The organism is Sphingobacterium faecium, from assembly GCF_003054045.1.
GTDB lineage: Bacteria > Bacteroidota > Bacteroidia > Sphingobacteriales > Sphingobacteriaceae > Sphingobacterium > Sphingobacterium faecium.
Genome location: NZ_QBKH01000002.1, coordinates 875655 through 897517, shown reverse-complemented (window position 1 = coordinate 897517; position 21863 = coordinate 875655). Strand labels below are relative to the sequence as shown.

16 protein-coding genes are annotated in these 21863 nt (G+C 37.2%); 2 read left to right on the top strand and 14 right to left on the bottom strand.

What is annotated here, in order from left to right:
• On the bottom strand, nt 1-572 hold a 572-nt coding region (locus C8N37_RS08015; protein ID WP_244914363.1), incomplete at its 3' end, for a cysteine peptidase family C39 domain-containing protein.
• 464 nt (nt 573-1036) lie between these two features.
• Here C8N37_RS08015 and C8N37_RS08010 point away from each other — a divergent pair.
• Together C8N37_RS08010 and C8N37_RS08005 are read left to right on the top strand one after the other, a co-directional pair.
• A complete protein-coding gene (locus C8N37_RS08010) occupies nt 1037-1804 on the top strand; it encodes a TatD family hydrolase (RefSeq protein WP_108158393.1) in 768 nt (255 codons plus the stop codon).
• Nucleotides 1805-1812: 8 nt separating this feature from the next.
• Entirely contained in the window at nt 1813-2832 is a 1020-nt protein-coding gene (locus C8N37_RS08005) for an asparaginase (protein WP_108158392.1), read from the top strand.
• 189 nt (nt 2833-3021) lie between these two features.
• On the opposite strand, the gene C8N37_RS08000 is transcribed toward C8N37_RS08005, so the two are convergent.
• From C8N37_RS08000 to C8N37_RS07940, 13 genes are all read right to left on the bottom strand, one after another.
• Nucleotides 3022-4320: a bifunctional folylpolyglutamate synthase/dihydrofolate synthase gene (locus C8N37_RS08000; protein ID WP_108158391.1), complete on the bottom strand. Its 1299-nt coding sequence runs from the start codon at nt 4318-4320 to the stop codon at nt 3022-3024.
• A 12-nt stretch (nt 4321-4332) separates the two neighbouring features.
• On the bottom strand, nt 4333-5160 hold the full coding sequence (locus C8N37_RS07995) for an energy transducer TonB (RefSeq protein ID WP_108158390.1): 828 nt from the start codon (nt 5158-5160) through the stop codon (nt 4333-4335).
• Between the two features lie 61 nt (nt 5161-5221).
• Nucleotides 5222-5629, bottom strand: coding sequence for an ExbD/TolR family protein (locus tag C8N37_RS07990; RefSeq protein ID WP_108158389.1), 408 nt, complete (start codon nt 5627-5629; stop codon nt 5222-5224).
• 43 nt (nt 5630-5672) lie between these two features.
• Complete coding sequence (locus C8N37_RS07985) at nt 5673-6374, bottom strand: MotA/TolQ/ExbB proton channel family protein (RefSeq protein ID WP_108158388.1); 702 nt, start codon at nt 6372-6374, stop codon at nt 5673-5675.
• 34 nt (nt 6375-6408) lie between these two features.
• Complete coding sequence (locus C8N37_RS07980) at nt 6409-7590, bottom strand: HU domain-containing protein (RefSeq protein WP_108158387.1); 1182 nt, start codon at nt 7588-7590, stop codon at nt 6409-6411.
• Nucleotides 7591-7633: 43 nt separating this feature from the next.
• Nucleotides 7634-9376 carry a porin family protein gene (locus C8N37_RS07975; RefSeq protein ID WP_108158386.1) on the bottom strand — a complete coding sequence of 581 codons (1743 nt, stop codon included), beginning with the start codon at nt 9374-9376 and terminating at the stop codon, nt 7634-7636.
• A 6-nt stretch (nt 9377-9382) separates the two neighbouring features.
• On the bottom strand, nt 9383-12418 hold the full coding sequence (locus C8N37_RS07970; protein ID WP_108158385.1) for a tetratricopeptide repeat protein: 3036 nt from the start codon (nt 12416-12418) through the stop codon (nt 9383-9385).
• A 234-nt stretch (nt 12419-12652) separates the two neighbouring features.
• A complete protein-coding gene (locus C8N37_RS07965; protein WP_108158384.1) occupies nt 12653-13591 on the bottom strand; it encodes an aspartate carbamoyltransferase catalytic subunit in 939 nt (312 codons plus the stop codon).
• 28 nt (nt 13592-13619) lie between these two features.
• A complete protein-coding gene (gene pyrR / locus C8N37_RS07960) occupies nt 13620-14168 on the bottom strand; it encodes a bifunctional pyr operon transcriptional regulator/uracil phosphoribosyltransferase PyrR (RefSeq protein ID WP_045754571.1) in 549 nt (182 codons plus the stop codon).
• 222 nt (nt 14169-14390) lie between these two features.
• Nucleotides 14391-15788, bottom strand: a complete 1398-nt coding sequence (locus C8N37_RS07955; RefSeq protein ID WP_108158383.1) for an APC family permease — start codon at nt 15786-15788, stop codon at nt 14391-14393.
• 144 nt (nt 15789-15932) lie between these two features.
• Complete coding sequence (locus C8N37_RS07950) at nt 15933-16565, bottom strand: gluconate 2-dehydrogenase subunit 3 family protein (RefSeq protein WP_108158382.1); 633 nt, start codon at nt 16563-16565, stop codon at nt 15933-15935.
• Nucleotides 16566-16570: 5 nt separating this feature from the next.
• The gene (locus tag C8N37_RS07945) at nt 16571-18307 is read right to left on the bottom strand and encodes a GMC oxidoreductase (RefSeq protein WP_108158381.1); all 1737 of its coding nucleotides are present in this window, start codon (nt 18305-18307) and stop codon (nt 16571-16573) included.
• Between the two features lie 285 nt (nt 18308-18592).
• Nucleotides 18593-21604: a glycosyltransferase family 117 protein gene (locus C8N37_RS07940; RefSeq protein WP_108158380.1), complete on the bottom strand. Its 3012-nt coding sequence runs from the start codon at nt 21602-21604 to the stop codon at nt 18593-18595.
• Between the last annotated feature and the right edge of the window lie 259 nt (nt 21605-21863).

Below are 21863 nucleotides of genomic sequence, written 5' to 3'. Positions count from 1 at the left end.
GTCAAAAAGGGTGCGATCAGCGACAGAATGGTCCCTAGTACCATACCTAAGATCAGTTGGACAAACAGCTTTTTATATTTATAGAAATAGGTGAAAATCTTGCTCCACTCTAATTTCAGTTCGGGTTCTTCTTCATCGATCTGATAAAAATCTGGTCCGGGACTCAGTATGAGTGACAGTCCGGCATGAAGCTCTTTCGTCGAGAACCAGTTCTTGGCAAATTCTTTTTCGTCATAACTGAGCAGTCCCGAAGCTGGATCTGATATAAAGTATTTACCACGACAAATTTTATAGAGCACAACAAAATGATTCTGATTCCAGTGTAGTATACAGGGCAGTTCGACTTCTTTGAGCTGCTCCAACGACAATCGAACGCCGTAAGTACGAAACCCCAGTTTCTCCGCAGCCTCACTGATTCCCAACAGATTTACGCCCGTTTTATTTGTTTGGCACAGTTTCCTTATTTTATGAATCGAGACCAACTTACCATAATATTTAAATATGATACGCAGACAGGTGGCACCACAGTCCATCTCGTCCATCTGTTTATAGTGAGGGAATCTCTTAATCAAAACTGGGTATTGGGTTTAATTGAAATTATGCTAATTAACCGTAAATATACAATCATTACTTTAAGAAAATAAATAATTGTTAATAAAAACGTAAAGTTAAATAACGATATCACGTTAACCTGATATATAAAAATCGGTAAAACACATCAGCTAAAAATTGATTTTATTGTTATCCAGCATAAAATTATTGATAAAATGACAAAAATTCAAAACATATTCATTCATATGGAATTTTTTGGCTTTACTCCTATTCTTAATTAAAGAATATTGATGTATTATTTATTTTTCGCAAAAAATGAAAAATCAGCGAGCAATTAATATATATTCGCAACAAAACATCCCTATTACTTATTAATTTTCAATGCATTGAACATATTTACATCATGATGATAATGGCTAACTTTTATCAGATTAGGTCATATCAACCTAATCTTTTATTTTTACCGTCGCTATAACTATAATCCATGTTATTAACAGATACCCATACCCATATATACTACCACGTCGATAGCCATACATTAGCAGAACAGATGCAACGTTGTTTTGATAAAGACATACAGCGCTTATTTCTTCCTAATGTGAATAGCGCATCTATTTCTGCCGTGATGAAGACTGTAGATGCTTATCCTGCAAATTGTTTTCCAATGCTCGGTCTACATCCATGCGATGTAAAAGAAAACTATCAGGAGGAATTAGCGCAGATCTATACCGCATTGCAACAGCATCAAGTCTACGCCATTGGGGAAATTGGTCTTGATCTCTACTGGGACAAATCGACCTTAGAAATTCAAAAGGATGCCTTCCGCCAACAGGTGCAATGGGCTAAAGACCTCCATTTACCTATAGATATTCATTGCCGTGAAGCTTTTGACGAACTATTTGAATTGTTGGAGGAGTTGAAAGATCAGAAGCTTTTCGGTGTCTTACATTGTTTCACAGGTAACTTTGCTCAAGCACAACAGGCTATTGATCTCGGATTTGCATTGGGAATAGGTGGAGTGGTTACCTTCAAAAAAGCAGGGCTGGATGAAGTGGTTAAACAAATTGATCTGAAACATATCGTTTTAGAAACAGATGCACCATATCTGGCACCTGTTCCCTTTAGAGGAAAGCAAAATGAAAGCAGCTACTTGTACTACATCGCACAGAAAATTGCAGACCTAAAAGAGGTATCAATAGCAGATGTGGCAGCAATAACAACTGAAAACTCAAAAAGAATATTTGGAATCTAAATCATATCATGCATAACATATTTATCATATACACAGGTGGAACCATTGGAATGGTCAAAGACGAAACCGGAACCTTCGTCCCTTTCGACTTTGAATTGATCAAACGTAATCTTCCGGATTTGAGTCGTTTAGACTATAAATTGACGGTACATTCATTTAATCCGATTATCGATTCTTCTAATATGAAGCCTGAAATATGGATTGAAATGGCGCAAATCATTAAAGATAATTACGATGAATATGATGGTTTTGTAATTTTACATGGATCAGATACGATGTCATTTTCAGCATCGGTGCTTAGTTTTATGTTAGAAGGATTACAAAAGCCTGTTATTTTATCGGGATCCCAATTGCCTATTGGAGAGATTCGTACCGATGCACGGGAGAATATGATGACAGCCTTGGAAATCGCCTCTACTAAACATTTTGGTATATCCATGATCCAGGAAGTCTGCATTTTATTTGATAATAAATTATTTAGAGGAAACCGATCTTTTAAATATAATTCAGCCAAATTTGAGGCATTCCGATCGCCCAACTATCCTGTTCTTGTAGAGGCTGGGATACATTTACAATATAACCAAGATGCACTCTTAAACAACAGTGGTAAAGAGTTTATTTTGCACACAAAATTAGATGATCGGGTAGCGGTATTAAAACTTTTCCCAGGAATAAGCCCAAGTACAATTAAAGCTGTTCTCAATTCCGATGTTCGCTCCATTGTGATGGAAACTTTCGGTTCGGGCAATACCACGACAGATCAATGGTTCTTGGATCTATTAAAAGAAGCGATAGATAATGGTAAAAACATTCTGAATATATCGCAATGTAAAGTAGGTTCGGTCGAATTGGGTAGATATGAGACCAGCACAGGATTAAAAGCTATTGGCGTGCTCAATGGATACGATATGACATTTGAAGCTGCTGTAACGAAGCTGATGTATCTTCAAGGAGAGCTTGAAGACCAAAAAGAAGTTGCTTATTGGGTTGAAAAAAATATCAGAGGCGAATTGACGATCAATGACTAGTCATTGCCTGTAAAATTGATCCTAGCTTCTATTCCAGCATGTCATTCGTAGAATGTCGAAAATGTACTGTGAGGAAGTAAGATATGATATACAAAAGGCTATCGAATCTGATGATGGATAGCCTTTTGTATTTTTTAATATTTGAATATAGGAAACATTAAATCCCTTTGTATAGAAACTTTTAGATCACTATTTGAGCTGTAAGAGTACTTCGGACACTACAAAATTACTTCCGCCAACAAAGATTAAATCTCCATGTTGATAGTGCTCCTTAGCAGCTTCAAAAGCCTTCACTACCGGACCATAAGCATTACCTTTTAATCCCAATTGATGTGCTTCCGCTGCCAGTTCCACGGAGGGCATTGCTCTTGGCATATTGGGGTTACTAAAATAATAAATCGCATCTTTTGGTAAAAGTGGCAACATATGCCCCAAATCCTTATCCTTCATTGCTCCTATCACAAAATGCAACTGTCTAAAGCTTGTATTGGCCAGATTCTTTAAAACTTCCCTGATTCCATCTTCATTATGTCCCGTATCACAGATGACAAATGGATCTTTTGAAAGTGTTTGCCAGCGTCCTTGAAGTCCAGTAAAGGATTGTACTTTTCTCAAACCATTTTTAACGGATGCAAGTGGCAGATCATACCCTAACTTACGCATGTGATCAACGATCTGCAAAACACCTAAGATATTTTTCGATTGATAACTTCCTTTTAAATCCAATTCGTACTGTTCTGTATGACCTTCTAGGTTGACCACATCAATCTGCAAATAGTCTTCATTGAAAGCTTTTATGCTTGATTGCAGTTTTTCAGAAGCAAACTCAAGCGATGCGTGTTCCTGTTCAGCTTTTTTTACAAATACCGGAGCCGTCGCTTCATTGTATTCAGAAACCACAACCGGAGTGTCATATTTGATTATACCTGCTTTTTCAAATGCAATTTCTGAAAGGGTGTTTCCAAGCATATTCATATGGTCAAATCCGATATTGGTAATCAGGGAGATTAAGGGCTGGATCACATTGGTGGAATCTAATCGTCCACCCAAACCCACTTCGATAATTGCGATATCCACTTGCATTTTCGCAAAATAATCAAATGCCATAGCCACCGTTACTTCAAAAAACGACGGTTGGATCTCTTCGATTAATGCCTGCTGGTTATGGACAAAATCGATCACAAATTGTTCGTCAACCATTTGCCCGTTAATACGGATACGTTCCCTAAAATCCAATAAATGTGGGGAGGTATACAGGGCTGTTTTATACCCTGCTTCTGCAAAAATTGAAGCTAGCATATGGGATGAGGATCCCTTTCCGTTAGTTCCTGCAATATGGATAGACTTGAATTTATGCTGTGGATTGCCCAAAGCATCAAGCAGTGCTAAAGTATTATCTAAATCCTTTTTATATGCCGAAGCCCCATCACGGGTAAACATAGGTAATCGAGCATATAAATACTCGATTACCTCATTATAATTTTGCATTGACAATAAATTTTATCTTAACTTAAAATTGAATACAATTCTACCTGTTTGAGAGTCAGGTGCATTTGCCAATTGATTCAATCGAGCTCCACGAACAGCTCTTTCACATTTTTCCAATAAACTTGGATCCGTAATCGTTGTCCCCTTTACACCAGCACGTGCATAGATGATCACTCCAGATTGGTTAACACGGAACTCTACTGCTACCTTTCCTGCCTGCTGTCCATTGTCATCAATCTGAGGTCGCTGTGTAAAGCTTCGGTTTTCAATCGAAAGCATCATATTACCGTTGCCAGAGCCACCTTCACCATAATTACTCGCTAAAGGATCTCCCAATTTACTCCCTTGATTGCCAGGTACCGAACCTGTCCCGTCACCAGAACCTGTACCATTATTCTTTTTACCTTTATAAAGCGCATTTGAGTTAACAGTAGGTTTACTATCCTTGACTTCTTTGGTAGTTTCAGGAGCTACTGTTTTGACTGGTTTTGAAGATTTGGTCACTGCAGGTGCATCTTCTACATCTTGCGTCACTACAGCTTTATCTGCAACTTGCTGTGAGGGAGTCGGTGTCGGAATCTCTTCTGGAACGACGCGATCAGGTTTTACATTATTAGCATTGGGATCTACCGATGGTTCTTCCACACTCATGTAATCATCGCCCATGCCTTCTTCTGCTGTACCATAATTGACAATCATGCCACCCATACCGTATTCATCAGGTGTCTTAGTGCCAAAAATGACAAAGAAACCTATCAATACCAAAATTCCCATAATAGCAGTAGAAATCCCTAATGCTTTTGGGAAGTTATTTTCCTCATGTTGAAGATGGTAAGCCATGTATTATATCTCCTATTTCTTTAAAAATTAGACTTCAACCTGTTCAAAGGTTTAATGTTCTTTAATCTTTCTTTTGTTCTGTCGCCAAAACAACTTTTATCTTTAAGCGGTTGGCAATATCCATTACAGAAATGACATTCTGAATAGGTACACTATTGTCAACATACATCATAATAGTCAGCTCTTCTCCCGTTTTCATCTGTGATTGGATTGCAGCTTCTAATGCTTCATAGGGCACAACCGCCTTTTCAACATGATAAGCTAGATCCGATGTAATGGAAACCGTCAATGTTTTTTTCGATACCGACTGCTCTCCTGCGCTAGATTTTGGAAGTAATAACTTCACTACTTGCGGATTGGAGACAGCAGATGCCAACAAAAAGAACAACATCAGAAAGAACATGATGTCATTCAATGCAGATGTATGTACTTCTGCTGCTGGTTTATTTTTTCTACTTCTTAGATTCATTTTAATAAATTTTAATTGATGAATTAGTCATACGATCCTGCGATTATACGCCAGGTTCATCTAATAAATCAATAAATTCTACTGCATCCGTTTCCATACGTAAGATCAAACGTTCCACCATCATATTTAAGATATGATAACCAATGTAAGCTAAGATACCAACCGTCAAACCTGAAGCCGAAGCAACCATTTTCACATAAAGACCACCAGATACCGAACCGATATCAATACCACCAGCCATCTCCACTTCATGGAAAATCGTAATAACCCCAAAAATAGTTCCGACGAAACCAAGCATCGGTGCAATACCAGCGATGATTCCTAGAATATTAATGTTCTTTTCCAATTTGGCCACTTCAAGCTTACCTACGTTTTCAATAGCGCCTTCAATATCTTTGATGGGACGTCCTACACGTAGTAATCCTTTTTGTAACATACGCCCTAATGCAGAATGGCTAGAACGGCAAACGGCTAAAGCTGCATCCAATTTTCCTGATAACACACTTGCTTTTACTTGTGACATTAATGAAACATCATATTTTGCCGCTTTACGAATAGTCAGGAAACGTTCAAAAAAGATAATTAAACCAATAAACAACAATAATAAAATGGGAACCATAATCCATCCCCCCTTCATCATCATTTGAATTAAGCTCAAATTCTCGTCTCTTACTACAGGTACTGCCTGTTGTGCAGCGTGATTAATGGTGTCCAAAAGATTGCTGTCGCTCTGAATCAATGACATAATAATGTATAATTTTAAAATTGTTTATATTAGACTATTTCGATATTTTTTCAACCCATGCTCCTGAAAAAGTCTTCGCGACAGTTGCCTGGTCCCGATCGGCTTCTTCTTTTGTCATGTAGGTATCCCAAATCACACGTTTTTTATTTCTTTTAAATTTGCTATCAACTGCCCGCACAGTTTGATATCCTTTTTTACGCAACCTATGCACTTCCTCTTCTGCCAATTTCATTGTTGGTGGCGTGGCAATAACCAGTTGATAATTGGGCTGTGCTACAGGTACTGATTCTTTTACAACTACCGTTTCCTTTAGTGTTGTTTGAAGTGCTGCTGTATCCACTTTTAAAGAATCAACTATTGCAGTTGAATCTTGCTTCAATTGTGTACTATCGATTTTAGGTAGTGTATCCACTGGTGCGGGAACGACGACCGGTGCTGTTGCCGGCTTCTTTCCAAACAGTTGATCTTTTAAAATTGGATTGAGCATGAAAGCTACGATGACAGATACGACAATAATGATTGCGGCAGAAATATAATACCACATCGTATTGGACTGTGTCGTTCTTTCTTCATACAACACTACGGGCTCTTGCTCCACGGTTTGTTCGTGAGTAAAGACAACAGGTTCTATTTCCACCGGTTCGACAACTGGATCCGGTTGAATTGGCTCTACTTCTTCAGTAACAATCTCTTCTTCTACTTCTACGGTATCTACCTCTTTATCCTCTTCAAGCTCATCTTCAACACTTTCCTGCTCTTCGACAGGAATCAAAGGAATAATTTCCTCCAATTCACGGTCTGGAATTACAGTTTCTATTTCTGGAACAACAACATGTTTTATCGGTTCAAAATTAAACCCCGATAAGTCCAATGGTTTAAAAACTAAACTGGAACCATAACTCACGATATGACCTAAGTCTTCCAGTTTCGCTTGTCCATTTTGGATGAGCTGATCTTTTAAATCCGCCACAGCATCTTGCAATACTTGCGTGGCCGCATCCAGGTTTAAATTTTGCTGTTGCTGAATATAATGAATAAAGTTAAACCCATTTTCTGCTGTAGAATCAAATTCCACATAAGAAATAGGTGGTAAAAACAGATCGCGTTGTTTATCTAACTGAGCTGCAGAATGTTTTCTTTTGAACACCCCCAAGCCCTTAACGTAAACTTCTGAGTAACGCTTTAATAGATTATTGATGTTTTTACCTAAATTCATTCTTGTTCCTTATTTGCTAACGCAAAGTTATAATCTTCTTGTATTAAAAAGAAAAGTTTATACCACCAATTATATTAAAACCTAGACGTGGGTAGTATTGATAACGCTCGTACTCGGTTCCAAAGATATTATTTGCTTTTACAAATACGCCTAATTGTTTCTTAATCCGGTATTCGGCACCAGCATTAAAATCTGCAAAAGAAGGTATCGTCACTTTAGATGGATTTTCAGAACGTACCGTAGCACTTGTATACGTGTACGCTAAAGCAGATGTTTGTCCTTGCGTTGATAACTCGGCATCTACAAAGAATTTATCCGAAATATTAAATCTTGCATTGGCTAAGAAACGAAATTTCGGCAATGACCAAGCCTCACCATATGGATCATCTTTTACTTTGTAATCATCAATATTGATCTTACCTCCTAAGTTAACCAATTGTGAAACACGAACATTCATCTCCCCCTCTATACCAAAGTGAGTTGCCTTACTGGAATAGCCATCGTAAATAACATCAAATTTATATGGAACAAATCCTTCTCCCAATTCCTCTCTACTATTGATAAATAAAGGAAGTCCTTCGATCTGTTTGTAAAATGCTTTTACTTTATAGCCAAAATTTGCACCTGCATTACCTTTTAGACCTGCATAAATATTTAATTTTTCTAAGGTATTACGCACTTCAATATTGCTATTCAGGTAAGGATTTTCTTTTGCAAAACCACGTAATGATCCTTGTTTAACTCCACCGTTTGCTCCTGCAAATAAGTACACATATTCTGGTACTACAGCAAAATCAGCTTCTACTGTTGGGAATACATTAAACCCGCTACTATCACCAAACTCCGACACGAGATTAGCTCCTAGAGTCACATTATAATTATCGCCTTTGAATTTAATATACGGATTAATGGATGCCACATGGTTTTTTGTCGATACCTCAACGTCCTCAACAGAATTAAAGCTTGCGCTTAAATTTGCTCCAACATTAAAGGTGTTGATCTTTTTATTCAGATAACCCGACAGTGCAAATGAATTCTCTTTTGCATTGTACTTATCTTTAAATAGGTAAGCATCTGCTTTTGCCGAGTAACTTACTGCTCCTTCTTTATCCACATCAGTATTACTGGTCAGCTCACCATTAAAATAGATATCATTAAAAGCTTGTGCTTCTGGAGTTGTATTGATTAGATTTGAACTTTGATCGAAGACCTGTCCATAGAAGTTCGTTGAATAACGGTTGTAGCCTAAAGTACCATTTACTGTAAAAGGCTCATAAACACGGCGTCCGAAAATACCGATATCTTGTGTTGCAAACTTTTGACCTTCAATACTTCCTTTTTGGTTCAAATGCTTGGCAAATAATCCAAAACGTGTATTTTCAAACTTATCAACCGCTAAATATGCTTCACCTAGAATCGTGTTATAATTACCTACGCCAAATTTCACATAGTTACTGGTTTGATCCGCTAGTTGCGAGAAAGGCAATTCTTTCACGTTCAACTCGCGCAATCCGGTATTGATATCCAGTTTTTTATCTGTTATATTGTTATAGTTCAACTTAGGCTGATATTCTCTTTTATTGGTCATATCAGGACTACGACGGATTTTTACCGCATCTGCAAGAATAGGTTTATAATCACGTACGACATCAAAAGAATCGATTGTCACTGGTGTAGCAGGATCAACTTTTTTTGGTGTTTCTTGTGCAAAGGAGTGCATTCCAGCACCCAATAACAAGGTTGCTAATGTATATTTCTTCACTGTTGTATTGTGCAACTTCTTCATTATTTCCTATTTCTTTTTGTTCAATTTTTCTAGACGAGCTTTTGCTGTAGGCAAAATATCATCCTTACCATCATAATTCTCAATCACACTCTCCAAAGTAGATTTTGCTTGGAAATTATCTCCTTTTCCGACATAAGCATCAGCCATTAAAATAAAGCTTTTTGCTACCCAATAATCATAAGAAGAGAATGAATCTGAAACATCAAAAGCGGACTTAATAGCTGCTTCATATTCTTTATTTTCATACTGCATCAAAGCAACATTATAACGCGCCTCAGCTCCGATAACGGTACGGCTTTTTAGTGCCGCTAAATTAAATTCTTTTAATGCTTCAGCACGCTTGTTTTGTTTCAAATATGCTTTACCGGCATATAAAGAAGCGTTAGCAATTTCTTCCTCCGATGATTTCTCGTAATTCTTGACAGCATTCGTATAATTTAATGCTTCTTTATAGTCACCGATCTCAAAATAGCTGACCATTAAATTGTTGATCGCATAGCTGTAGTTCGATTTGTATTCAGAAGTCAACTCTAATTTTTTGAGCAATTGTGTTGCTTCGTTATATTTCTTCTGTTTCAAATACAAGCGTGACACACTAACCAAAGTACGTTCTGTATAAGCACTTGTCCAATCATTCAAGATAATGTTATAATCATGTAGAGCCTCATCGATATGACCTAATGCGGCATTACTTTCTGCACGAATAAAACGAGCATATTTTTCTTGAATAGGTTTAGGGAATTTGTCAAAATAAGCATTGACAGCTTCGATTGCACCTTGATAATTTGATCTTGAGAATAATGTAGTAGCAGTAGAGAAGGTACGGCTATCTTGCTCTGATGTCGTCAGGTTTCCAATATTGGTACCAGTCGCATACTTGATATAACCAGTAGCATCGCTATTATCCAAATAAATATTTTCAATAGATCGCATCGCTTGTTTAGCCTCATCCGTAGTCGCATATTGATCGACTACACGTTGGAAAGTCTTTAACGCTGCTTCGTTATTATCTTGATTATACTGCACTAAACCGATGGTTACCAAAGCACGTGGCACATAACTGCTTCGTGGATATTTCTCCACCATCGTTTGCAATCCAGCTATCGCTTGATCTGACTGTCCCATCAAGAAATAGGTATAAGGAATCTCGAAGGAAACATCATCGGCATAGTTTGAAGATGGGTATTTCGCGATTACAGATTTAAGCGTTGCAATTTTGCCTTCATTATTACCTTGTAGCCCTTGGATAATACCGCGTTGGAATAAAGCATAATCTTGACTTGCTGCTTTTGCATTGATCAATCGATCATACTGCTCCATAGCTTTACCATAATTTTTCGCGGAGAAATACGAATCTCCTAAACGCGCGATAGCATCGTTACGGGTATTCAATTCAATTCCTTTAGAACCACCTGTCGCTAAAAAGCGTTCAAAATAATTCGCAGAGGTATTGTAATTACCATTTCTAAATGCGGCATATGCTAATGCATAGTTGGCGTAGTTGTAAACATCCGTTTTGCTAGCTGCTGGTAAACGTAAAAATTTATTAAAGTTCGTTACCGCTTCACCATATTTACGCACCTCATACATCGCTTCAGCTTTCCAGTAAGTCGCTAATGCATAGATTTCTTCATCATAACGATTCGCTTCCGAACGCATGAATAAGGAGATGGCATTTTCAAATGCACGCTCATTATAGTATTCCAAACCTCTATAGTACGTTACTTTTTGATAAGCTACATTTGCTTCTTTTCCTCTTTTCTGAATGGTTTCTAAGATATCAACTGCTTCGCGGTAATTTTTAGTGCTCAGCAATACTTCAGCTAATAATGTTTTAGCCTCTTCCTGACGTTTTGAATTTGGATATGTTTTTAGATATTCCTGAGTAGAAGCTAACGCCACTTGGTGGAATTCCAATTCATATGAAAGTTTAGCGTAGTTAAATAATCCCTCCTCTTGCAGATCTTTATCAAAATCTAATTTCGAAGCTTTGAAGAATGCATTACGAGCGGCTTGTTTATTTCCTTTTTTTAAGAATGAATCTCCTAATGTAATCATCGCACTTTGATAATAAGCATCAGGTTCGGTCATTTTCTCCAATTCTGTAATCGCCTTATCATAATCTTTCAACTTATAGGCGATATAACCGATTTGGTAACTATCTTGATTGTTTTGTGTCTTTCCCTGATCTTGGGCTTGAAACTTATCGTAGTAGTTTTTAGATGATTTCAGATCTCCTTTAATGAAATATGTCGCTGCGATAATACGGAACAATTCCGTTTCATTTTCTTGTTTGGTGCGTTGCATAATGGGCAAAGCATAATCCAAAACATCATCATAGCGCTTATCTAAGAAATATAAGGCTGTAATATAGTACGGATAACTGGTTTCAAATGTTTTTGATCCATTAAGACGTTCAAACTCATTCAAAGCAGTCTTATACTCGGCATCTAAATAACATAAGTAAGCATAATAATAAATTGATGCTTCTTGATATTCCGATTTCTGATCTTTTAAAGCTTCAAAAAGTGGTTTTGCAGCGGTATAATTTTTAGTTGTAAAATAAGAATATCCCAATTTAAAACGATACTCTAAGCTTTCATTACCCGCTAAATTTTTACTATCAATCTTGGTAAACCATTCAATTGCTTTTACATAGTCTTTCTTTGCATAATAAGATTTTCCAATTTGAAAATATGCTGCTTTAGCATTAGCACTCGAAGGATAGTCTTTGATATATTTCAGAAATTGTGCTTCCGCATCTGTTTCGCCAAGTTCAAGAGCACATACTGCTTGAAAATAGCGAACATTTTCTTTTAGGAGTGTCAGCTCCTCTGTTTCATCTAACTGTAATGATGATTTGGTACGTAAAGCTTCCACACGATTAAATTGTTCGGAAGCAGAAGTAAACTTACCTCTTTCAAACAACTCCATTCCGGACTTGTATGCTTTGTTGATTTGTTGCCACTCTGTTTGCTGTGCTAAAGCTGGTGTCGCCATCAAACTCAGCGCAAACCCCACCTGGTAAATCTTTTTATACATAATATGTAAAATATTTTATATGTTTTATTTTATGTTACAAGTACTTAGCTTCCAAAAGCGAAGTATACTTCATAGTAATCTTCAAAGTACTAAATTAAGCCTAAAATAAGGAGTTTTCCTCAAAAGTTATTCACAATTGTTAACATTATCAAAAGTATAACGTATTTAATACAAAAAAAATATGCCTGATTTAAAATAAAACCAGGCATATTGATCTATTTATACAACCTGTTGCTAACCACGCTGTCCTGCTAACAGATACAGCACGGCCATACGAACTGCGACACCATTTTCCACTTGATCTAATATAATGGAATGTGCACTATCCGCAACGTCCGATGTGATCTCTACTCCTCTATTGATCGGTCCTGGGTGCATAATTGTAATTTCTTTATCCAGTGAATCTAACAAGGTCTTATTTAAACCATAAAGCATGGAATATTCACGTAAAGATGGAAAATAGGCAATATCTTGTCTTTCCAATTGAATACGCAACATATTCGCGACATCGCACCAATTCAACGCTTTCATCAAATCGTGTTCTACTTTTACTCCTAATGAAGTGATATATTTAGGAATTAGTGTAGTTGGTCCACATACCATAACTTCTGCACCTTGTTTTTGTAAACATAGGATATTAGAGAGCGCAACACGAGAATGGGTGATATCACCGATGATTGCCACTTTACGTCCTGCTACATCACCAAATCGTTCACGAATCGAGAAAGAATCCAATAATGCTTGTGTAGGATGTTCATGTGCCCCATCACCCGCATTCACAATTTGTGCGTTTACATGCTTACTTAAAAACACGCCTGCTCCAGCATATGGGTGACGCATCACGATCATATCCACTTTCATCGCTAATATATTATTGACCGTATCGATTAAAGTCTCTCCTTTACTTACCGAAGAAGATGAGGCTGCGAAATTGACAATATCTGCTGAAAGTCTCTTTTCAGCTAGCTCGAATGATAGACGTGTACGTGTAGAGTTTTCAAAAAAGACATTTGCGATTGTAATATCACGCAGTGAAGGAACTTTTTTGATGGGTCTATTTAAAACTTCTTTAAAGTTGCTCGCTGTATTTAAAATCAATTGAATATCAGATTCATTCAAATCTTTTATTCCTAACAAATGACGTGTACTTAATTGTTCAGCTGTTGATGACATTTTATAATGTATTCAGATTTTCGTTACTCTATTTTTTCTCTGTTACCAAGATAATACTATCCTGATTATCCGACTCCTGCCAGTTCACAATCACTTTTTGTGAATCAATAGAATCCACTTGAATTCCAATATAATCGGGTTGAATTGGGATCTGTCTTGAAAAACGACGATCAACGAGCACGAGTAGTTCGATACGTTCGGCGCGACCAAATGCTTGAATGGCATCCATCGCAGAACGAATGGTTCGACCAGTCCAAAGGACGTCATCCATCAAAATGACCTTTTTACCTTCTACAATAAAATTGATGTTTGTGCTGTTAGCTAAAATGGGACCATCATTACCTTTTCTACGAAAATCGTCACGGTAAAATGTAATATCCAAATCACCACTTAAAATTGATGTACCCAACATTTTCTCCAATTCTTTGACAATGCATCTGGCTAAGAAAGTTCCACGAGGTTGTATACCAATTATAACTGTATTTGAAAAATCTCCATGATTCTCAATCAATTGACGACAAAGTCTTTGAATGGTAATCTGAAATTTTGGTCCATCTAATAAAATCGACTGTTTCATTAAGGGAATGTTTAAGCAAACGTACCACTTTTTTCGAAAAAATCCGAATAAAAGATGAATTTATTGTCGGATGAACGACATAAAAGCACGATTAAAAACTAGAAATGCGTTATACCCATCCTATAAAATCATCGTATAGCATTTCTAATTATTCATTGCCATCTTGAGCAGAATTTATCCGACACCCTATAAAATAAGCGATCAAGCTCTTATAAGCTTGTTTTAAGAATCGATCTTAGCTGTTTTTTTCTTATTTATAAACCAGTAAACAGGTAGTCCCAGAATAATAAGAATAAAACCTGGCCATGTGTATTGTGGTTTATATAAAATCAATAAAATGCAAAATGCAGATCCAATAAGTAAGTAGATTAAAGGGACTATAGGGTATCCTACCGTTTTGTAGGGCCTCTCTAAATTGGGTTGTTTAAATCGAAGCCAAATCACAGCAAACACCGTGATCATATAAAATAAAACAATCACAAAAGATATCATATCAAGTAAGTCTCCATACTGACCACTCAAACATAGTAATGAAGCCCATATCCCTTGTAACCATAATGATTTTTCAGGTACTTCGTATTTATTATTCGGAATAGCTTGCTTCAAGAATAAACCATCTTTTGCCATCCGTTGAAATACCCTTGCCCCAGAGAGCACAATACCGTTGACACAACCAAATGTGGATATCATGACTAGAACAGCCATAATAATCGTTCCTGTCTCGCCCAATATTTTATGTGCTGTTGCTACCGCTACACGATCATTCACCGCAAACGCAATTTCCTCCCTACTTAATGCAGATAAATACACGTAATTACAGAGTAAATACAGCACCATCACTAAAGAAGTTCCGATCACCATCGCCCGAACAACGTTGCGTTTTGGATTTTCAATTTCCCCTGCAATAAAAGTTACGTTCTCCCAAGCAACACTACTAAATACAGAACCGACCATTGCTGCAGCAATGCCACCTAACAAAATACCACCACTAATATCTGACCAGCCGAGACCTTTCAAATTTTGATAGGAATTTAAACCATAACTCAAGTTTTCAGAAAAATGATTTTCTTTGATCATAAATATACCGCCTATAATCAATAGGATTAAGGCGATGATCTTTGATGATGTAAAAAATGATTGTATCATTTTTCCGCTTCGTACTCCTCTGGTGTTGATAAAGGTGAGTATCAAAATAACGAACATGGCCAGTATTTGAATCCAGGTGATCTTAAAGGAGCCATTTTCATATAGGGGTGCAGCGTTATTTAATTCCGGAATCAGGTAGGCAGTAAATTTTCCAAATGCAACGGCTACTGCAGCAATAGTTCCGGTCTGAATCACGGTAAACAGACTCCAACCATATAAAAAACCCGTCATTTTCCCAAATACTTCAGTTAAGTAGGTATATTGACCACCAGCTTTGGGAAATAAAGCAGATAACTCCCCATAACAAATGGCTGCAGAAACGGTCATCACAGCCGTAATGAGCCATACGATTATCACCCACCATCCTGAACCTAATTGCCGCATCATATCTGATGAAACAATAAAAATTCCACTTCCAATCATTGATCCCATTACAATCATAATGGCATCCCAAAGTTTGAGTTGTCGATTCATATTTTATAGGCTGGTTACCTTTGACAAACTTACAAATATTCTTGAAAAACAAGAGATTATCAAAAAATAATAATCAAACTCTACCTGATAAAAAAAGCCCTTTCCATTTTTAATGAAAAGGGCTTTCTCAGTCTTGATTATTTGTTATCCAAAAAATTGGGTTGGATCAAATCCATGCTCCTTCAATACATCATCTGGAACACCGTTCCATACTCCAGGCGTATTTCCTTGAAAACCGATTGCTTTCACTCCGATTTCGCTGGTATAGAAACCCGAAGAAGTCAGATTACGCATCAAAGAAAAGAAAGCAACCCCTTGCTGCATTTCAGGTCTCGCTAATTCGGGATAAGCAATATCATCGACGATAGCCAATTGTTCCTGCTGCTTACAATTAACAAATGCTTGTCCAAATCTTTTTTGACATTGTACATCCAACCATTTTAAGCCACCACGCATTGGAATTTTATTATCTGGTAAATCCTTCACGATAAACTCAATAAAATCGGGCACTCCTGCATCTGAGGCACTTCCCGAAGATGCATCTTTAGGAATAATGATATCGGCTAAAATAGTAATTGTTGCAAACTCATGTTCGTTAAAAAATTTCTCTTCCAATAGTGCTTTTGTGCGTTCATATTCAAAATCCTGTATTCCAGGAAGTCGATCTGAAGTATCTACCGCTGCTGTTTTACTCTTATCGGTATTACAGGATCCCGCCAATAGGCCAGTTCCTGCTGCAATGAGACCTAATGCTTTTAGTGATTCTCTTCTATTCATGAGTCCTAGCTATTTAAGTTTTTCTTTTCTTGTAAAATATATTCTGCAGTGCGCATCGACAGGGCTAATATCGTCCAAGTCAGATTTTTATCCCCTTGTTGAACAAATGGTCCTGCATCTACGACATACAGATTTTTACAATCATGTGCCTGCCCCCATTTATTTAATGCTGAAGTTTTAGGATCATTACCCATACGAGTGGTTCCTCCTTCGTGTATAATCTTACCCGGTGCCTCCAAACCATAGAGTGTATCTGCTCCTGGAATCTTAGAGGTGATCACAGCCCCCATTTCATGCATGATGGATTGAAACGTTTCTTGCATATGCTTGGCCTGTGCTATTTCTTCGTTAGCCCATTTATAATGGAAACGCAGCACAGGGATACCAAATTTATCCACTTTATTAGGGTCAATCTCGCAATAGTTATCAATCCGTGCTAAAGCGGTCCCTCTACCAGCCATTCCCACATTCGCTCCGTAGAAACTATTATAATCTTGCTTCAATGACTCTCCATATCCACCTAATGGCTTTTGCTTTCCATCGGCACCTTTCGCATTATTATTCACATTAGGGACCCAATTCAAAAATCCATACGAAGGCATATGAAGTCCACCTCCATATTCGATATGATATCCGCGAGGGAAATTAAGCTTTTTATTATCTTCCCACCATGGAGAGTAAATATGCACACTTCCTACCCCATCTTCATTATAACGTTTTCGATCCAACAATTGTGGTAAAAAACCAGACAGACTAGCACCAGTAGAATCATGCAAATATTTACCCACTACACCGCTGCTGTTACCCACTCCACCAGGATGAGCTTTGGATTTGGAATTAAGCATAATACGCGCACTCTCACAGGCACTAGCTCCTAAAATAACTGTTTTTCCTTTTACGGCATATTCTTGCATATCTTTGGTATTCACATAAGAAACACCAATAGCTAACCCTTCATCATTGGTCAGAACCTCCCTTACCATAGCGTTATCTATTACTTTAAGATTGCCTGTATTTATTGCTGGTATGACTAAACAAGATGACGATGAAAAATCGCCATACACTTTACAAGCACGACCACACTGACCGCAGTAAAAACATGTCCCTCTGCCTTTGATTTCTTTCGATACTTCGGTCAACACGGCTCCACGACCTGGAATAACGGGAACTCCCGCTTTCTTTGCTCCTTTTGCGATGTACAACTCATTTAATCTTGGTTTTGGTGGTTTCATAAAAATACCATCTGGCTCATTATGTATGCCCTCCTTTGTACCATACACACCGATCATACGGTCTACACGATCATAAAATGGTTTCACTTCATCATAAGTAATTGGCCATTCATCGGTGACACCATCTTTGGGTTTGAAATCATCAGGTCCCATGCGTAACGATATCCTACCCCAGTGGTTGGTACGTCCGCCTAACATACGAGCACGGAACCATTCAAATTCAGTACCTGCTACTTTGCTGTAAGGCTCTCCTTCGATCTGCCAGCCTCCAAATGCGGCATCAAAGTCTCCAAATGGTCGTGTGGTAGAAGCCCCACGGCGCGGAGACTCCCAAGGCCAACGCAACTGTAATGAATCTTTTGCTGGATCGTAAAAAGGACCTGCCTCCAACATCAGTACTTTAAGCCCGGCATTGGCAAGGATATAGCCCGCCATTCCACCACCGGCGCCTGATCCGACGACAATAGCATCATAGACTTCTGTACTTTCCTTTATTTGATAATTTACCATAATTAATTTTTAATTTTCTCAGAAGCCATTCATTTTACTATGATATACAATAAAATAAGATGAGACCTCAAAACTGTTTGGTTATAATTAATTGTTAGATGAAGCGACAAATTATCTAAAATTCTTGAAAGTTCAAAACAATTTTATCGATTTAGCACTTTGTAAACAAGCCTTTACAATTCATTCTATGTTTTAAGCTCTCAGGCTTGTTCTGTCCGATTAAAAAATAATACACAAAAAAATAGGCTTACAAAATTGTAAGCCTATTTTTTTGTGTCAAATTATTTATTCTAAGCCAAATTGCTTTTTATAATTATTTTCGAGCTGCTCGACTTCTTGTTGCAATTTTGTATCTTTTGTCTGAGACAAGATACTTTTATATACACCTAAGGTTCTTAAAGCTGTTTGAATATTTGCATATTCTAATTCTGTTTTTGTTTCTGCAATAGCATGATAGTATGCCATATTTTGCTTCAAGAATAACAGATTACGATTGACTATATCAGCCGCCTTTTGCGTTTCTCCTACACTATATAAGATATTAATGATCGGTGTGTAATTTAAAGCATCACGCATTAAGAAAACTCGTTTTGGCATTTTTTCATAAGCCAGTAAAGCGATTTCTTTTGCTTCTTTTTCTTTACCTTGCTCCAACAATTGGGTAGCTGTACTTCCCAATATTGAATTGGTAATTAAACCAATCATACGATAAGATTCTGGATCTAGATATGGTGAAGTCGCCATATTTCCCCAACTGTATTTCTTGGTAATAGCGGTGTAAGCAGCATCTGCATTTACTAAAGATCCTTCATTCTCTTTTGCTACCTGTACAGGCATCAAACGGTAAGCAAAACCTTCTTGTACTAAATACTTATCTAAACCTAAATAATTATCATTTGGCACAGTAGCTGCAAAATAAATAGGTCTTTTCCAATTGTTATTTGCCAAAATGGATAAGATCGACAATTCTGCACGAGTCACATAGTTTTTGTTATAGGTCCACGCTAAAGTGTCAGGAATTGAACTTTCCCATTCTTTTGGTACTGTTTTATTTTGAATGACAGCATTTCTATCTACCGCTAAAGCTAGATTTTTCGTTGGCAAAAAGTTTTCAAACTCACCGGAAGTCAACTGAGCCTTATTTTTAGGATCATCCGATAGCATGATCTGTAATACTAAATTCAGATCAACGTGTCCTGGTACTTGAACATCTTGGTAATACATGACATCGCGTATACCTTTTTTGAATTTCTCTTTCTCAATATTAATCGGTAGAGCATCTGCATCATTTACCTTTTGCTGCATTTGAGCCATATACCAATCCGCACTTAGTAAGCTTAAGTTGACGACACGTACATCTGTACGCACACCTTCTACCTCTTGCACATACCACAATGGATAGGTATCGTTATCACCGTAGGTAAACAAAATCGCATTTGGAGCACATGACTCTAAATAATCCTTAGCAAGATCACGCGCTGTTAACTTATGGGAGCGATCGTGGTCATTCCAGTTTTCCTTAGCTAATAAAACCGGAGCTGCTAATAAACAAACTCCTGTTGTCAAACTTGCAGCTGTCTTTGGATTCATTTTCTTACCTAAGAAATCTGCTATCGCAAATACACCTAGTCCAATCCATATCGCAAATGCATAGAAAGATCCTGCATAAGCATAATCACGTTCACGCGGCTGTAATGGACTTTGATTTAGGTATAATACAATCGCCAATCCTGTAAAGAAAAAGAGCAAACCAACAACACCTGCATCTTTTTGTCTTTTACCAAAATGCCAGAAGGCTCCAATCAATCCAATGATTAATGGTAAAAAGAAATATTTATTGTTTGATGGGTCTGTATTCAATGAATCAGGCAGTGCATCCTGTCCACCGACCAACATCTGATCTATAGGCTTAATACCCGAAATCCAATTTCCTTCCGTATAAGTACCATGACCTTGTTGATCATTTTGTCGACCAGCAAAATTCCATAGGAAATAACGTCCGTACATATGTCCAATCTGATAATTTAAGAAGAATTTTAAGTTATCACCAAAAGTTGGGGATTGTCCCTCTCCTAATCTCAAATAATCTTGATAATACCCTGGGTGACCATCTCTATTACTATATACACGCGGAAATAATACTTCTTTATCATATTGATAAGTAGATCCCGTCTGGATCTTCGTATACTTATCTTTATCTTTTCGATAAGAATAAGTTGGCTCTACACCGGTTATTTTAGAATCGAAGTTAGGCCCTTTAAATAAAGGTTCACTGGCATATTGTTCACGACCTAGGTAACTTAAAAATGTAAAAGCATTTTCAGGATCACTATTATTTAACGTTGGATTTGCTTTTGCACGAATCATAATCATGGCAAAAGAACTATAACCAAAAATAATAAATGAAGCACTGATCAATACGATATTTAAAATAGGCTTCACTTTTTTGATTGAATACCAAATACCATAAGCTAATAATGCCACTAATAGAACAACAAAAAATGTAAATCCTGTTCCAAATCCCAGTCCTAAGGTATTCACAAAGAATAAATCGAAATAAGCCGCAAACTTAACCGAATATTGAATGATACCCCATAAAATAACTGCCAGTACGACAACACCTAATAAGAAGGATTGAATTGCTCCTTTACTCGTAATTGTTTTGGCTCTTTTAAAGTAAATCACCAATGCAATTGCCGGTATGACCAGTAAGTTCAATAAGTGAACACCAATTGACAGACCCATCACATAAGCGATCAGAATCAACCAACGATCAGCTCCTGGCTCATCTGCATGATTTTCCCATTTCAAAATGCCCCAAAAAACGACTGCTGTACATAAAGATGACATCGCATATACTTCGGATTCAACTGCCGAGAACCAAAATGTATCTGAAAAGGCATAAGCTAATGCTCCTACCAAACCCGATCCAAATATTTTGATCAGATCTACACTTGTATATTCTCCGTCTATAGATTTTGTGACCACTTTACGCGCTAATGCTGTAATGGTCCAAAATAAAAACAGAATAGTGATACCGCTACATACACCAGATCCCACATTCATCCAAAAAGCGATACGTGTTACATCTCCACCCGCAAGGTTTGAGAATATATTTTGAATCATCAAAAATAAAGGAGCACCTGGTTGGTGAACGACCTGCATTTTATATGCGGAGGCAATAAACTCACCACAGTCCCACCAACTCGTTGACCTTTCAGCGGTTAACATATAAGTGACCGTAGCAATAATTGCACACGTCCACCCTAAAACATTGTTAATTTTAGTATAGTTCATAAATTATACTGTATAAAGATTATAATACGTTCCGAAAATAAGGATATTTAATAAGAAACGAATAAATTATATTTTTTTATCCAGTAAAAGTCAAATTTGTTACCGTGACATCCGTGTCAAAATTGGGTTTCAAATCCTTCTTGAAAATAAATTTTAAAATTATCAGCCTGAAAATCAATCAAAATGGATTTAATGATACTTTTTTATTTGCAGAAATGAAAAAGCACCGTATATTTGCATCATCAAAAGTGACCAACAC

Bases quoted from the DNA above. Each gene is read 5' to 3' on its own strand.
- C8N37_RS08010 (WP_108158393.1), top strand. From the start codon at position 1,037: ATGTTATTAACAGATACCCATACCCATATATACTACCACGTCGATAGC.
- C8N37_RS08005 (WP_108158392.1), top strand. From the start codon at position 1,813: ATGCATAACATATTTATCATATACACAGGTGGAACCATTGGAATGGTC.
- C8N37_RS08000 (WP_108158391.1), bottom strand. From the start codon at position 4,320: ATGCAAAATTATAATGAGGTAATCGAGTATTTATATGCTCGATTACCT.
- C8N37_RS07995 (WP_108158390.1), bottom strand. From the start codon at position 5,160: ATGGCTTACCATCTTCAACATGAGGAAAATAACTTCCCAAAAGCATTA.
- C8N37_RS07990 (WP_108158389.1), bottom strand. From the start codon at position 5,629: ATGAATCTAAGAAGTAGAAAAAATAAACCAGCAGCAGAAGTACATACA.
- C8N37_RS07985 (WP_108158388.1), bottom strand. From the start codon at position 6,374: ATGTCATTGATTCAGAGCGACAGCAATCTTTTGGACACCATTAATCAC.
- C8N37_RS07980 (WP_108158387.1), bottom strand. From the start codon at position 7,590: ATGAATTTAGGTAAAAACATCAATAATCTATTAAAGCGTTACTCAGAA.
- C8N37_RS07975 (WP_108158386.1), bottom strand. From the start codon at position 9,376: ATGAAGAAGTTGCACAATACAACAGTGAAGAAATATACATTAGCAACC.
- C8N37_RS07970 (WP_108158385.1), bottom strand. From the start codon at position 12,418: ATGTATAAAAAGATTTACCAGGTGGGGTTTGCGCTGAGTTTGATGGCG.
- C8N37_RS07965 (WP_108158384.1), bottom strand. From the start codon at position 13,591: ATGTCATCAACAGCTGAACAATTAAGTACACGTCATTTGTTAGGAATA.
- pyrR (WP_045754571.1), bottom strand. From the start codon at position 14,168: ATGAAACAGTCGATTTTATTAGATGGACCAAAATTTCAGATTACCATT.
- C8N37_RS07955 (WP_108158383.1), bottom strand. From the start codon at position 15,788: ATGAATCGACAACTCAAACTTTGGGATGCCATTATGATTGTAATGGGA.
- C8N37_RS07950 (WP_108158382.1), bottom strand. From the start codon at position 16,565: ATGAATAGAAGAGAATCACTAAAAGCATTAGGTCTCATTGCAGCAGGA.
- C8N37_RS07945 (WP_108158381.1), bottom strand. From the start codon at position 18,307: ATGGTAAATTATCAAATAAAGGAAAGTACAGAAGTCTATGATGCTATT.
- C8N37_RS07940 (WP_108158380.1), bottom strand. From the start codon at position 21,604: ATGAACTATACTAAAATTAACAATGTTTTAGGGTGGACGTGTGCAATT.